Origin of the sequence: Lactococcus sp. UBA7128 (assembly GCF_002492185.1) — a bacterium.
Taxonomy (GTDB): Bacteria; Bacillota; Bacilli; order Lactobacillales; family Streptococcaceae; genus Lactococcus; species Lactococcus muris.
The window spans coordinates 11,686-27,346 of sequence record NZ_DKXK01000064.1 but is presented as its reverse complement, the minus strand read 5'-3'; the positions used below and the strand labels follow the sequence as shown (position 1 = coordinate 27,346).

General features: G+C 39.7%; 13 protein-coding genes. All 13 read right to left on the bottom strand.

Going from position 1 to position 15,661, the window contains the following annotated elements:
* Positions 1–174: 174 nt before the first annotated feature.
* On the bottom strand, positions 175–3,588 hold the full coding sequence (locus tag B4H39_RS07065; protein ID WP_251423235.1) for a pyruvate carboxylase: 3,414 nt from the start codon (positions 3,586–3,588) through the stop codon (positions 175–177).
* 306 nt (positions 3,589–3,894) lie between these two features.
* The gene (locus B4H39_RS07060) at positions 3,895–5,118 is read right to left on the bottom strand and encodes an FtsW/RodA/SpoVE family cell cycle protein (protein WP_202230704.1); all 1,224 of its coding nucleotides are present in this window, start codon (positions 5,116–5,118) and stop codon (positions 3,895–3,897) included.
* 121 nt (positions 5,119–5,239) lie between these two features.
* Positions 5,240–5,386, bottom strand: coding sequence for a 50S ribosomal protein L33 (gene rpmG / locus B4H39_RS07055; protein ID WP_202230706.1), 147 nt, complete (start codon positions 5,384–5,386; stop codon positions 5,240–5,242).
* Positions 5,383–6,567, bottom strand: a complete 1,185-nt coding sequence (locus B4H39_RS07050; RefSeq protein WP_277612228.1) for a multidrug efflux MFS transporter — start codon at positions 6,565–6,567, stop codon at positions 5,383–5,385. Before B4H39_RS07050 ends, rpmG begins: the two co-directional genes overlap by 4 nt.
* 52 nt (positions 6,568–6,619) lie before the next feature.
* Positions 6,620–7,231, bottom strand: coding sequence for a dephospho-CoA kinase (coaE, locus tag B4H39_RS07045; RefSeq protein ID WP_251423238.1), 612 nt, complete (start codon positions 7,229–7,231; stop codon positions 6,620–6,622).
* Between the two features lie 366 nt (positions 7,232–7,597).
* Positions 7,598–8,065 carry a hypothetical protein gene (locus B4H39_RS07040; RefSeq protein ID WP_251423241.1) on the bottom strand — a complete coding sequence of 156 codons (468 nt, stop codon included), beginning with the start codon at positions 8,063–8,065 and terminating at the stop codon, positions 7,598–7,600.
* Complete coding sequence (locus B4H39_RS07035) at positions 8,062–8,298, bottom strand: hypothetical protein (protein ID WP_251423244.1); 237 nt, start codon at positions 8,296–8,298, stop codon at positions 8,062–8,064. The genes B4H39_RS07040 and B4H39_RS07035 overlap by 4 nt, the downstream gene beginning before the upstream one ends.
* Positions 8,299–8,428: 130 nt before the next feature.
* A complete protein-coding gene (locus B4H39_RS07030; RefSeq protein WP_251423248.1) occupies positions 8,429–8,878 on the bottom strand; it encodes a hypothetical protein in 450 nt (149 codons plus the stop codon).
* A gap of 15 nt (positions 8,879–8,893) precedes the next feature.
* The gene (locus B4H39_RS07025) at positions 8,894–9,043 is read right to left on the bottom strand and encodes a hypothetical protein (RefSeq protein ID WP_286927550.1); all 150 of its coding nucleotides are present in this window, start codon (positions 9,041–9,043) and stop codon (positions 8,894–8,896) included.
* Positions 9,044–9,466: 423 nt separating this feature from the next.
* Positions 9,467–11,800 (bottom strand): formate C-acetyltransferase, encoded by a 2,334-nt coding sequence (gene pflB, locus B4H39_RS07020; RefSeq protein WP_202230716.1) that lies wholly within the window; start codon positions 11,798–11,800, stop codon positions 9,467–9,469.
* A gap of 244 nt (positions 11,801–12,044) precedes the next feature.
* The gene (hpf, locus tag B4H39_RS07015; RefSeq protein WP_202230718.1) at positions 12,045–12,602 is read right to left on the bottom strand and encodes a ribosome hibernation-promoting factor, HPF/YfiA family; all 558 of its coding nucleotides are present in this window, start codon (positions 12,600–12,602) and stop codon (positions 12,045–12,047) included.
* 123 nt (positions 12,603–12,725) lie between these two features.
* Positions 12,726–15,176 (bottom strand): ATP-dependent Clp protease ATP-binding subunit, encoded by a 2,451-nt coding sequence (locus B4H39_RS07010; protein ID WP_251423271.1) that lies wholly within the window; start codon positions 15,174–15,176, stop codon positions 12,726–12,728.
* On the bottom strand, positions 15,166–15,618 hold the full coding sequence (locus B4H39_RS07005) for a CtsR family transcriptional regulator (protein WP_202230722.1): 453 nt from the start codon (positions 15,616–15,618) through the stop codon (positions 15,166–15,168). The genes B4H39_RS07010 and B4H39_RS07005 overlap by 11 nt, the downstream gene beginning before the upstream one ends.
* Between the last annotated feature and the right edge of the window lie 43 nt (positions 15,619–15,661).

Sequence of the window (15,661 nt, the reverse complement as noted above, 5' to 3'; positions counted from 1 at the left end):
ATGAAATGAGTGTTTGATGAGAAAGCGGGGAAGTCTTTCACTTGACCTTGCTCTCAACTTCCGTAGTCCGTGCCTGAAAAGTGGATAAAAAATAAAAAAACCTCCATGTGATGGATTCTAAAAATCCGTCCCATGGAAGTCATGGTATTTAGATATTTCTCTATTAAATTTTTATTAGGCTAATTCGATAAGGAGGTCCTTAGTTTGTATGGCTTCGCCAGAAAGGACATGGATGGCTTTGACCTTAGCATCAAACGGTGCTTCGATTGTTGTTTCCATCTTCATCGCCTCAGTAACCATAAGTGCTTGGCCTTTTTTAACTTGTTCACCTTCCTTAACCAAGATATCTAAAACAGAGCCAGGCATCGTTGCACCTATCTGATGAAAATCTGTGCTGTCTGCTTTGCGTTTCGCTACAACTTGTGTCTTAATCGAATGATCATTGACACTAATCTCTCTTCTTTGACCGTTAAGGTTAAAGAAGAGGACACGGTTTCCGGAGATATCTGGTTCACCAATCTCATCGAGGCGGATAATCAAGGTTTTTCCTTTTTCTATCTGTACCTCGATTTGTTCGCCCATGCGCATACCATGCAAGAAGGTTTCAGTGTCAAGCAATGTTACTGATCCAAAAGCATCTTGCATTTTTTGGTAATCCAAGAAAACTTGCGGATACATGATATAACTTAAAAGCTCATGTTCTTCCGCTGGATAGCCCAGCTTTTCTGATAGCTCTTTCTGCACTTGAGCAAAGTCAACCGCTGGAGCATGGAGCCCTGGGCGGTCTGTCAATGCCTTTTTATTTTTCAAAATAAGAGACTGTAACTTTTCTGGGAATCCTCCCACAGGTTGACCAAGATCTCCCCGGAAGAAAGATACGACTGACTCTGGGAAATTCAGCTCCTCTCCCTTAGCGTAGACATCTTCTTCAGTAAGGTCGTTTTGTACCATAAAGAGCGCCATATCTCCAACAACTTTCGAACTTGGTGTGACCTTGATAATATCGCCAAACATCATATTCACTTTGCTATACATAGCCTTGACTTCATCAAAACGTGCTTCAAGTCCTACAGCGGCAGCCTGCGCCTTAAGATTGGTATATTGTCCTCCTGGCATCTCGTGCCTATAAACTTCCGTCTTAGGACTGGTAATTCCTGCTTCAAAAGGCGCATAATATCGGCGTGTGTCTTCCCAATAATGGTCAATCTGTTCTGCATTAGCAATATTGAGTGCCGCATGACGCCCACCATGTTCCAAGGCATAATAAAGTGATTGCATAGATGGCTGTGAAGTACCACCAGCAAGCGAAGCAGTGGCCACATCCACAATATCAACGCCCGCTTTAATTGCGCCTGAATAGGTAATGATGCCGTTTCCTGCTGTATCATGCGTATGCAGATGAATCGGTAAATCTACTGTTTCTTTCAGCTCTGATATAAGAGCATAAGCAGCTTGAGGTTTCAATACACCAGCCATATCTTTAATAGCCAAGATATGTGCACCTGTAGCTTCCAACTCCCTAGCCAAATCTTTGTAATATTTTATATCATATTTTGGACGTGTTTTATCTAGGATATCCCCTGTATAACAGATGGTTGCTTCTGCTATCTTTCCTGTGTCCCGCACGGTTTGAATGGACTTTTCCATCTGCGGTAGCCAGTTGAGACTGTCAAAGATACGGAAAACGTCAATACCTTCTGCTGCTGCTTTGCGGATAAACTCCTGAATGACATTATCTGGATAATTTTGATAGCCGACAGCGTTTGAACCACGGAATAACATCTGGAAAAGTGTATTGGGCATTTGCTCACGAAGTTTTCGCAGGCGATACCAAGGAGATTCATTCAAGAAACGGTAGGCTACATCAAAAGTCGCACCGCCCCACATCTCAACAGAGAACAAGTCAGAAAGCCCTTGGTCAACAGCTGTCGCGATGCCTTTCATGTCTTGAAGGCGTAAGCGCGTTGCTAAAAGACTTTGGTGAGCGTCACGAAAAGTTGTATCTGTAAGAAGCACTTCATCGGAAGCTTTGACAAAGTCAACCACTGCTTCAGCTCCCTCTTTGTCAAGAATATGTTTAGTCGTTGGACGGTCAGACTGCTCAATTTTAGGCTGTCTTGCTTGGTCAAAATAACGCTTTTCTGTTTTATCAATTCCCGGAAAACCATTGACCGTAATATTCGAGATATACTTCAAGATTTTTGTTCCACGGTTACGTTTGTGTGAGAAGTTAAAAAGCTGAGGTGTGGTGTCAATGAAGGTTGTTGTCGCTTGACCGCTCGTAAATTGTTCATCTTCAATCACATTTTCCAAGAAAGGTATATTTGTTTTCACACCACGAATTCGGAACTCTCTTAATACACGCTGCATTTTATGCACAGCATCTTCAAAATTAGTCGCATGGGTACATACTTTTACTAAGAGACTGTCAAAATAAGGTGTCACTTCGTAACCAGCATAAGCATTCCCTACGTCTAAGCGCACACCAAAACCGCCTGGTGAACGATAGGTATTGATTTTACCGGTATCTGGGAGAAAGTTATTCTCAGGATCTTCAGTTGTAATACGACATTGAAGAGCCGCACCTAAACATGGAATTTCTTCTTGCGCTGGGATTTTAATGTCACGGTGAATATCTTTACCTTGTGCGATAAGGATTTGCGCTATAACAATATCAACGCCTGTAATCATCTCCGTAACCGTATGTTCAACTTGCACACGTGGATTTACTTCGATAAAGTAAAATTCCTCATCTTTTACCAAAAACTCGACTGTACCCGCGTTGACATAGCCGACTGCTTTACAAAGTTGGACAGCCGCTTGACAAATCTCCTCACGAAATTCTGGTCTTAGCCCTACCGCTGGAGCAATTTCAATAACTTTTTGATTTCGGCGTTGTACAGAACAATCTCGCTCGTGGAGGTGAACAATATTGCCATGCGTATCTCCCAAAATCTGTACTTCGATATGCTTCGGATTTTCAATATATTTTTCAACATAAATTTCTGCTGATCCAAAGGCTGTTTGGGCTTCTGACTTGGCACGTGCATAACCGTCACGCATTTCTTCATCGTTGCGAGCAACACGCATTCCACGTCCGCCGCCACCGAGAGCTGCTTTTATCATGACAGGGTAACCGTAGCTTTCAGCAAAGGCAAGGGCCCCATCCAAATCGACAGCGCCATCAGTCCCTGGAATACCTTGAATTTGCGCCAAATCCGCTGCTTTCTTAGCTTTAATTTTATCGCCAAAAATATCCAAGTGTTTTAAATCTGGCCCCACAAAAACTAAGCCAGCTTCACGGACCTTTGTCGCAAATTCTAAGTTTTCAGAAAGCAAACCGTATCCTGGGTGAATTGCATCCGCTCCTGCATCTAGAGCAATACGAATGATGTCATCTGCATCAAGATACGCATCTATCGGTTTTTTACCCTGCCCGACCAGATATGCTTCGTCTGCTTTAAAGCGATGTACAGAATATTCATCCTCTTTTGCATAGATGGCCACAGTGGACAGCCCAAGTTCATTACAGGCACGAAAAACACGGATGGCAATTTCACCACGGTTGGCAACGAGCAATTTTTTCATATAATCCCCTATCTTTAATTCCCTATATGTTATGTTGTGTGTTATTTAATATGGTTGATGATATTTTATAGCCTCTAAAGTACTATTTTACCCCACACGCCACGACATTACAAGTATGTTACGTCTTGCCGTAAGAAAAATGATGTGTTTCTTGCTGAGGCAAGCATTTGAACGCCCCACTTCAGAACGTTATACACATAGAGTGTTATAAAGCATCAGCAACCAAATTAAGAATTTTCACAACATACAAATTTTATAAAAAAAGCTAATTTTATTAGCTTTTTGACTCTAGCATTTCACTTAACATTAAGTATTTCTAACATATGTACTTGAAAGTTCTCTTACTTCTCTCCGCTTCTCATCTGCTGAAATATTTAGAACAAAGGCAATCCCCAGCGACAAGACAAGGAAAGAAGAGCCACCTTGTGACAAGAAGGGAAAAGTTACTCCTGTTTCAGGAATGATTCCAAAAGCTCCACCAATGTTGATAAATACTGAAATTAAAAGGGTCGAGCCAATCCCAATACAAATGAGCGAATTAAAGGCATTTTTTGCGCGGATACCGACTTGTAGGATGCGTGCAATCATGAAGAACAATACACCCAAGACGATAATCCCCCCAATCAGGCCCAACTCTTCAATGACAATCGAAAAGATAAAATCTGTATGAGCTTCTGGCAGATATCCATTTTTTTCAATCGAGTTACCTAGACCGCGCCCAAACCAGCCTCCATTGCTCACAGCATAATAAGAGTTAGCAAGTTGATGTCCATAAGTGGATAAACCCGAAAAGGGATTAACCATTGCTTTAAAGCGAGCATTGACATAGTGCCCTGGTATAACATCTCCCCCGACTGCGTAGAGATAAATGATAAAAGCGACGACAGCTGTTAACAGCATCTTCCCATAGCCACTAAACCAGCGCCAAGAAATGCCACTAGAAGCAACCATTACTGCTGTAATCAAAGCCATAATTGTCGCATTACCTATATCAGGCATTAAGAGCAAGATGCCCAGCATTAAGAATATCCAAAAGCGCCAGCCTCCAAACACCTTTTGCCAGATGGTTTGTCCTTTGAAGACCGCTGAAATATCTTTTTCATAAATTTCTTCCTGCTTTTCTGAAAAAACAGAAGCCAGATACCAGACGACAAAAAACTTTGCATATTCGGCTGGCTGAATGGTCCCAACTCCTGGAATCGGAATCCAACCATGAGCACCATTGGCATATGTTCCCGGTCCAACTCGTGCATAAATCATAGAAGCAATCAGCAGGAAAAGAACCCAGCCAATCATTTTTCTGCTTTTAAGCGCACGAAGCTTCATACGATAAATAACAGCAATAGCAACAAAACTTAGGAGCATAAAAGCGCCCTGACTGATTGCCATCCTATAAGGCGAAAGACCTCGCGCCAGCTGATAGGGAACTGTTGCTGAAAAAACCATTACAAGTCCTATAGCTGACATAATCAGATAAGGAATCAAAATAGAATAATTCAGGAAGTTTGCTTTCTTCAATCCATCTTTCATTTTAGGTTATCATTTCATTTCTATTATTTTTAACATTTTTTATTATAACATTTTTCCAAAATCATTTTTAGAGATGTGCAATTCTTTTAAAAGTATGAGGTCAAAACTTGACTTATAAAGTTTATATCTCACGATGTAGAGTTACCATCCGCTCTTTTGGGCAAAACTTCATTGTCTCTACCTTTTCTGGATGGTTGCTTTTATTTTTACTGCTTATGTAGTTTTTACTTTTACAGATTGTGCAAGCTAATGTTATTTTTACTCTCATTCTACTATACTCCGTTTTCTTAGGTATTTCCGGAAATTAATCAGAGACCAGAAGAAATTAAGCACGACAAAGAGGCTTGTTACGACAAAAGCCATACGGTAGGAAACCCATCCCGCAATAGCTGAACCAAGAATCGGACCTACAACCACCCCAAAGTTAGAGAACATTTGGTTGTAGGCAAAAATCCGCGAGACGCCTTCTTTTGGAGTAATCTTTGCTAAAAGTGAATTCACGGAAGGCATAAGTGCTCCTGTACCAAAGCCAAGCATAAATCGCAGCAAACCAAGTTGTAAAGGTGTCTGTACAAAGGCCATTGGCAAATACATGGCGAAGCTAAAAACTAAGCCAAGCAAGATTAAACGATGCGCCCCATATTTGTCTCCCAATTTTCCTAGAGTACTTGATGATATCATAGCTGAAAGGCCAACAGCTGAAACGATAAGACCAGAAATAAACATCAAATTATTTGTATTTGTTGACAATGTCTTGATATACAAGGTGACAAAGGGTTCTATAGATTGTGTCGTTACTTGAATAATAAAGCTGGTAATCAGCAAGCCAAAAAGGATGTGTTTATCCCCTACACGGCTGATAATTTCTTTTGTAGAAAGCATTTCACTTTTAGCTACAGGTTCAAAGTTTTCATGAACAAAGAAAACCGTCAAAAGAGTCGCCAAGGCTAAAAGTGCACCAACGATAAGAAAGACATTGGCCATTCCAAACCACTGCGCAAGTAGACCTCCTATAGAAGGACCAATCAGAGTGCCTGTAATCATGGCAGTAGATAAAATCCCCAGAGCATAACCTGAGCGTTCTTTCGGTGCTTGGGAGGCAATCATCGCCGTTGAGTTGGGGATAAAGCCAGAGAAGAAGCCCATGAGGCTCCGCATGAGGAGAAGCCACCAATAACCGCCCATCTGATGTGAGAAAGCTATAGCAGACATTGTAAAGGTCATAGCAAAAGAAGCTCTCACCATCATCGGTTTTCGGCCATATTTATCCGCAAGTTTCCCCCACATTGGAGCTACTAGACCGGATACCAAGGCTGTCGAAGCAAAAGCTAATCCAGAGAATAACTCCACATTGGCTCCGGTGACACCTAAACTTTGGATATAGAGTGGTAAAAAAGGCATCACTAAAGAAAAGGATGAACCCACAATAAAACATCCAATCCATGTCACCCATAAATTTTGTTTCCAATTTACATTTTTATTTTTAGCTGACTTACTCGTGTCAATTCCTCTTTTCTATTTCTATCGTTTTTAAGAGTTCGCGAATTTTTTCATTTGTTTCTGAAATTTTTCCCGAACTGTCAATAATGCGTGTCGCATATTTTTTCTTTTCTGACAAAGGCATTTGGGCTCGAATACGTGCTTTCGCTTCTGCTTCTGTCATCTTATCTCTTGTCATGATGCGTTCAATCTGAACTTCCTCAGGCACCGCTACTAACCAGATTTCATCAAAACCATCATAGCCTTGCTCAATAAGCAAAGGAATATCCATAAAAAGTGCTTTCCCTGATTTATCTTTGCTGAGTAGAGCTTTACGTCTGTCATAAATCTCTTGGCGAATGATGTGATTTTGCAAATGTGCGAGTTTTTCCCGCGCTTCGTCATTTGAGAAAACTAAATCTCCTAACTTTCGACGATTCAAAAGTCCTTTTTCATCAAAATACGTGCCGCCAAACTCTTGCATGATTGCTTGATAGAGCAGCCCTCCAGGTGCCTGTAGTTCTCGCACTACTTGATCTGCATCAATAATAAGATAACCCTGAGAACGCAAAAAATCAACCACTGTTGATTTCCCAGAAGCTATTCCACCTGTCAAACCGATTACTTTATTCATAGCTTTATTATAGCAGAATTATCGTTCGGGTACTAGGTTAATCTTTCTACCCACTGATACATTGGTTAATTCGATAGCTTCTCCCTAATATTGGTAATGCCGAGCGTTATTCAGCTCTTACGCGTTTATCCTTCCATATATAAACTCAAAGTCAAGGGCAGAGTCAGTCATAGCTCATGCAGTATTAACCTGCGCTGCTGATTCTATGGAGAGATTTGAACCAGATATACTCATGCCTACTTTTCCGAAGAAAAAATAAAAATCTAAAGTTAAAACCAAGAATTCCCCTAAACTCTTGGTTTTTTGTACTTTATATATCTGTCAATTAAAAAATGCAAGCACAGATAAAACTTTATTAATAATTCTTTACTTAGTCAGTCGATATGTAGTTGTTAGATGTTCACTCCCTTTGAATTGATTTTTATTTTCATCAAGGATTTTCAAATTAACTACAGGGTGTTCAATTCCTACTTTTTTCATTTCATCTAAAAGTTTATCGGTAAAGGGTTGAGCTTTTACTTTGATTTCATCAAATGTAGATTGCTCTATAGGTCCTATCTTCTTAAGCTTTAATCTAAATTCATACTCATTTGAAATATCCGAACCGATAGGTGCACCTATTATTTCCCAGCTCGCTCCTTTTCCAAACGTATTTTCAAACTCTTTAAGATTGGGGTCAGAAGCTTTTGCGACATTGTTAAATTGCTCTATTGGAGTAAGTTTTTTATAATCTAGGTTTTCTTTATTATTTCTAGAACAAGCGCCTAACATAACAAACAAAGAAAGCAGTAAACCCACCAAAAGTAATTTCTTTTTAAAATATTTATTCATCATACAAGCACCAGTAAGGCTAGCATTACTGCTCCAAATGTTGCAATCATTCCTCCTGCGGCAATGGTATGAGAGTAGTTATCAGGAGTTTGAGTATTCATACTTGCAAAAGTTTCAAAAATTCGAATCAAATTTACCTCATCGCTAGCTTCCGCAACAATATTAGAAACGTTTAATAGCATGTTATATGCTGATATATCATTGGGTTGTGTTTCTTCAACAGTGTCTTTCCTCAAAAAGACTTGAACTCGCCACTCTGCCTGCCGTCTTCTGGACACTTGTCAAACTCAGGAATGTGTCCATAGGTTTTGTTCAACCATCGCTGTGTTGGCAGTACCATTGTGTCTGCCATGAGTAACCTCTTTCTCATTTACCATTTTCATCAACAACTTTTAACGCTTCCTTTATATGTTTTATTGTTGTTGCTCGAGGATCTTTATCAGTAATTGGTTTACTTGTTTCTCCTGTCTTAAAATTAATCAAATGTGAAATGCCATCTCCAGGAACCCACAATGCTGCTTCAGCAGGATTAACGTCTGGTTCTAAAATAACAACGGTATCATCAGTCATAAAACTTGAATCCTTAATTGCATTTTCAAAATTGTTATATGTGCGGAATTTTTCAATGCATCCTCGAACAGTATAGTTATCTCTATAGGGAATTGGACGTTTCTTCCTTTCTTTACTTATTGATGTTTTTGATTCACTGCCTGCAATTGTTTGAACTTTATTCTCATGACCGGCCCTAATATATATTCCACCCAATAATAATAATAAAACTCCTGTGACAGTAAGTAATGTAGTAGTTTTTTTCATATCACATGCCTCATTCTATTTATTATATACTTCATAGCTTGTTCCCGATTTTGGAGTCCACGATGCAAACGCCATTTCATGATAACCACTGTCTGAGCTTGTATAGTAGGAAGCGGGGGAGCGCGCTTTAATCAGAGCACCGTAAGTGCCGCCATTGAAGTACATTTGTCCACAATCATTTATATCCGCAATTCTTCCATAGATATTTAAAAATTGTTACTTTTTCTTAACACCTGCTTTTCGTATACATTCTAACACATGTTTTATATTATTACAATACTACAATTATTTTTTGCATAATTATAACAAAAGTTAGGGTGTCGCGTTGTCGCATCCAAATTTAAATCCTTAAAAAAGAGCACTCTGTCTCTCATCTTGTTCTGTGTACATTTTGTGAATTTTATTTTTTCTTTTTTTTGGAAAGCTTGTTTTTCACAGTCTTTTCAACAAGTTAGATATTTTTAGACTCTAATTATAGCAGGAAAATCAAGGAAGCTACTTTTTAGTAAAAGTGATTTCCTTCCTGCTTATTTTAGAAAGAATATAAAAAAAAACAACTTATCTGAAAGATAAATTGTTTTTACTGTTTTAAATATTAGAAGTGTGCATTACTTCGTTATCATCTTGTGAAAGCACTTCGTGGAATACACGTTCAGTCAATTCTTGTTTTTGTTCTGGTGTAAGGTATTTAGTGTTTACACAGTAACCAGAGATACGGACAATAACGTCTTCACCAGCCATGATTTTGCCGTAAACATCTTTGAGGTCCATAACGTTAAGGTTAACGTGTTGACCACCTTGAGTAAAGTAGCCATCAAGAATTTGAACCAGATTCTCTACTTGTTCGTCACGTGTTTTACCAAGTGCACGCGGTGAAACTTGGGTTGTCAATGAGATACCGTCGTTTGCATGTGCGAAGTCAAGTTTAGACAGTGAGTTCAAGTTTTGGAGCCATCCGCCACGTGATTTGTTTGATGGGTTAGCACCTGGTGAGAAGAATTCTACTTTAGACTTATTCACTGAACCGTCTTCGTTGAGGAATACACCTTTATGAACTGGTGAGTTACCTGTCTGTTTAGAGTAAGCAACGTTTGAAGTGATAGTCAAGAGTGAAACTGTAGCTTCAGCATTTTTGTAAAGTTTGTGTGAAGCTAATTTTTCGTAGTACATCTTCATCAAAAGTTTAGCGATATCGTCTACACGATCATCGTCTTCACCATAACGTGGGAAGTCACCTTCAACTTCGTAATCGTAGATATAGCCGTTTTCATCACGAATTGTTTTAACTTTAGCATATTTGATGGCTGAAAGTGAGTCAACCGTATTGGCGAAACCACAGATACCGAAGCCCATGTTGGCACGAACGCGTGTTGGCAAGAAGGCCATTTGCACTGCTTCATAGTTGTACTTATCCGTCATATAGTGAATGATGTTCATTGCATCCACATAAGTATCTGTCAACCAAGTCAATGATTTGTCAAAGTTTTCCATAACTGTATCGTAGTCAAGGACTTCGTCAGTGACAGGTTCAATGTCGAATACTTTGTAGTCTTTATGAACGTCATCATAACCACCGTTCAAACCAGTAAGCATTGCTTTCAGAACGTTGACACGCGCACCAAAGTATTGGAGGTTGTGACGTTCGTTTTCATTTTCTGGATCAAGTGGTGATACACAGCATGAGATACAAGACATTTCGCCGTAGCCTTCTTTAGCCATTGTTTCAACACCTTCATATTGGATAGAAGAGTGTTTATGAGACATTGACATTGCATAGCGTTTGAAGGCATGTGGTAACTTATCAGACCAAAGAACAGTCAAGTTTGGTTCTGGAGCGTTACCGATAGTATCCAATGTGTTAAGGAAACGGTAGTCCATTTTTGTAACACGGTGACGACCGTCGTTACCCATACCAGCCATAGATGTTGTGATGAATGTTGGGTCACCAGAGTATAGCTCATCATAGGCAGCAGCACGCGCAAACTTCATTGTACGGAGTTTCAATACGAAATCATCAACGAATTCTTGAATTTCTTTTTCAGTGAATGTACCCCGTTCAAGGTCACGTTCAGCAAAGATATCAAGAACGATTGGCACACGACCAAGTGAAGTTGCAGCACCATTGATTACACGACATACAGCCATGTAAGCAATATTGATCCATTGGATAGCTTCTTTCGTGTTCAAAGCTGGACGGCGAACATCAAGCCCATAAAGATCACCAAACTTAGCCACTTGGTCAAGTGCTTGGTATTGCATGTTGATTTCTTCTTTAAGACGAATGTTTTCATCGTTGATTTCAGTGATTGCATCCCACTCGCGTGCTTTTTCTTTCATCAGATAGTCTGCACCATAAAGCGCAAGGCGTGCGTAAACACCAATGATACGTCCACGTGAGTAAGCATCTGGCAAACCAGTTACTGTATGTGCGTGACGCGCTTTACGAATAGCTGATGTATAAGCGCGGAAGATACCATCATTTACAGAAGTCATTGTTGTATCCAAAATATCATGCAATTCAGGATCAACACTGAGTCCATGTTCTGTCAAGATTTTTTCTGCTACACGAAGACCACCTTTTGGCATGAAGTTCAGACGGAAAAGTTCGCTGTTTTGCATACCATAAATTAATTCAAGGTCTTTATTTTCAGGGTCTACATAACCTGCAGGGATTTTGTGAATAGAAGAAACACGGTCTGTATCAAATGGGAAGCCTACTTCTTCATAATGCGCTTTTGTAGTCTCAATGATGTCTTTTACTTTAAGCGTACGTTCTGTTGGGCCTTCAAGGAAACTCTCGTCTCCATCGTAAGGTTTATAGTTGGCTTGAACAAAGCGTGTTACGCTCGCTTTATCACGCCAGTCTGTTCCTTTAAAACCTTCCCAGGCTTGCTCAAAGATTTCTTTAGTTTCTGTTTTCATATCGAAAATCTCCTTTGGTCTTTCTGTTTCAGATTACTCTTTCATTATATCATACAGTTCACTAAATTCAAGCGATATACGCGGATGATTGCACTTTCTTTACTAGTACAGTTTTATTTTTGTGACAATCTGTTATAGTTTTTATATGAAAAAAATTCATTTTATCATATAAAGTTACCAATATACAAAAAGCCAAGCCTGAGGCTTGACTCTTTTACTTGATAGAAACGCTTCACTTCTAAGATTAGTTTGTTTCAATCAAACCGATATTTCCATCTGTACGACGGTAAACTACACTTGTACTGTCTGTATCAGCATCTGTAAAGATATAGAAATCGTGTCCTAACATATCCATTTGCAAAACTGCTTCCTCTGAGTCCATAGGCTTGAGAGAAACATGCTTTGTGCGGACAATTTTTACTTGTTCTTCGTTCACTTCTTCAACTTCTTCAAGTGGAGCAAACTCATCACCAAAGGCTTGACCTGTAGGAACATTGATTTTAGACTTGCGGTTCACACGTGTCTTGTACTTACGAATTTGACGTTCTAATTTTTCCTCAACAAAGTCAATAGCTGCATACATATCAGTTGCTGTATCTTCTGCACGCAGAGTTACATTTTTAGCTGGAACTGTAACTTCTGCTTTGTAACGTTTATCTGAGTATACTTTGAGGTTTACATAGGCTGTCACTTCATGACCATCGTTGAAATATTTTTCAAGCTTTCCAACCTTATCTTCAACATATGAGCGGATTGAATCTGTTAATTCAAAATTTTCACCACGGATATTATATTTGATCATAGAGTTTACCTTAACGGCTCTTTTGGTGAATCTTCACTGTTTTTGCATCTGCGGGACAGTCAAGTCTTAAGAACCGTCCTTTCTTTATTTCTAATTTAATTATAATATATAATCGCTTTCAAGTCAATCGATAACATGTATTCTAATTTTTTTATTAGAAGAACCTATAGACACTGTATTCCCTGGCTGAATATCTCCGGTCAGTAATTGTTCACTCAGGAGATCTTCAACTTCTCGTTGGAGCGCTTTACGCAGTGGGCGTGCACCATACTCAGGGTCAAAACCTTTGTCTGCGATGACTTTTAAGGCAGATGGTGTAAACCTCACTTTAATATCTTGCTCTTTTAAGCGCGAAACAAGCGACTTACTCATGATTTTCACAACTTGTTCAATTTCTTTTTCCGTGAGGGAATGGAAGACAATTGTTTCATCTATGCGATTAAGGAATTCAGGGCGGTAGTGTTTCTTTAATTCTTCCATAATCCTAGCCTTCATAGCTGTATAATCTTTTGCGATTGCTTTTGCACAAAAACCAACTGTTTTATCATCCCGAAGCGCTGTCGCTCCAAGGTTGGAGGTCATGATGATAATTGTATTACGAAAATCAACCTTGCGCCCCTTGGTATCTGTAACAAAACCATCATCCAAAATTTGTAGCATAATGTTGAAAATATCTGGATGGGCTTTTTCAATTTCATCAAGTAAGATAACCGAGTAAGGTTTATTACGCACCTGCTCTGTGAGCTGACCCCCTTCATCATATCCCACATATCCCGGAGGAGCGCCAATCAAACGTGAAGTGGAAAACTTTTCCATAAATTCGCTCATGTCTACACGAATCATGTTTTCTTCACTGCCAAAGACGCTCTCAGCCAAGGCCTTGGCAAGCTCTGTCTTACCGACACCTGTAGGACCGAGGAACATAAATGACCCTAGAGGGCGTCTCGTATCAGCAACTCCTGAACGTGCCCGCCGAATTGCGCGAGACACCGCTGTTATGGCTTCTTCTTGTCCAACAACCCGCTTGTGTAACTCTTTTTCAAGATTAATCAAGCGCTCACTTTCTGTTTTCGTCATTTGTTGTAGAGGAATCCCTGTAAGATTTGAAACAACAGCATAAACGTCGCTTTCTTGAACGAGGGGAATATCTTCTTCAGATAACGGAAAATTATCAATCTTACGAACTAATTTCTGAGTGTTTTTTTCAATTTTTTGTGCTTCGAGGATATCAAGAGACACAACCGCAGCTTGTAACTTCCTTTCTTCTTCTTTCAGCTCTGCTTTTAATTCATCCAATTTACTATGGTTTGTCTTACGCGTTATCTTGACTTTTGCCGCCGCTTCATCAAGAAGATCAATGGCCTTGTCTGGCAAACGGCGACTTGGCATGTATCGGTTACTCAGACTTACTGCCCGCTCTAAGGCTCCATCCTCAAACTTGACTGTATGATAAACTTCAAATTTTTCTTTCAGCCCCTGTAAAATGGCAATGGTCTCGTCTTCTGACGGTTCTTCGACATTTATACGCGCAAAGCGGCGCTCCAGAGCTTCGTCCTTTTCGATATATTTCTGGTATTCCTGATAAGTCGTTGCTCCAATAAGCTGAAATTCTCCACGCGCGAGTGCGGGCTTCAAAATATTTGAAGCATCATTTACAGAGTCCATTCCTCCACCAGCTCCGATGATCGTATGGAGTTCATCAATAAACACAATAACATTTTTATCATGGGTTACTTCATCCACAATAGCTGTTAAACGATCCTCAAATTCACCGCGGAACTTCGTACCAGCAACAACCATGGCCATATTTAAAGCCATGATGCGGCTGCCCCGGAGATCAGCAGGCACATCTCCCTGCACCACACGTGTTGCAAAGCCTTCAATAATCGCAGATTTACCTACACCAGGCTCTCCGACTAAGACAGGATTATTTTTAGTACGGCGACTCAAAATATGGATAAGGCGTTCCACTTCACGCGTTCTTCCTATCATTGGATCAAGCCTGCCTTCACGAGCAGCTTTGGTTAAATCTGTGGATACCGTGTCCAATGTGGGCGTTGTCGTGGTTTCTGAAACTTTCCCTGAGAGATTTCTCTTTGAGGCCGGTGTTACAGCTTTCCGACGTTCTGGAACACGTAAATATGCTTTTTGTTCCAGTTTTTTTCGAAGATTTGCAGTATTGATATTCTGCTCCCGTAAAAGTTGTGCCGCAAAGCTCGCTTCGTTAGCCAATACCATGTACAACAGATGTTCCGTTCCCACACGATTTTTATCGTTGTTTTGTGCTAAAACTTTTGCTTGCTCAATAATATTTTCTACTCTTGGGCTAAATTTTATTTCTGATTTTTTTGTTTTGACTTGACTTGAAAAGTCCTCAATGTCGATTAACATCTCTTCTAAATCAAGTTGCTCAGAATTTAATAGGGTAAATGCCAATGAAGAGGGAACTTCAGCCAATGCTGCCAAGAGGTGCGAACTTTCCACCCAGGCATAGTTAAACTTATAGGCATAGTCAATAGACTTCTGAAGTACACGCATGACTTGCGGTGTAAATTCCTTTTCATTAAATTTCATCATCTCGATCCAATCTCTGTAGTATTTTTATCATCATTTTTGCTCTGCAACTGTTAGAAATATCACTATCAACCAGAAGCAACAGGAGAAGATTGCCTTCTCGTTCAGTCAAAATATTTTCATCAAATAAAAGTTGCAAAACATCTTGAGCCATGCTCTCTGTCAAACTTTCTGGCAACTTCTGAATCAAATCAAGCAGAAACTCGTGTTTTGCTGAATAATGATATTTGAATATTTTTATATAACCGCCGCCACCCCGTTTTGACTCTACATCAAAGCCTTTTGACGGTGTGAAGCGTGTTTTAATAACATAGTTAATTTGCGAAGGCACCACATCAAATTGGTTGGCTAAATCTGCACGCTTAATCTCAATCTCACGTGCTTCTTCCAACAGCTTTCGCAAATAAGCTTCGATAATATCTGAAGTATTTTGAGCAGACATAGAACCTCCAATCTTTGACCTTTATTGACTATTATATCGAATT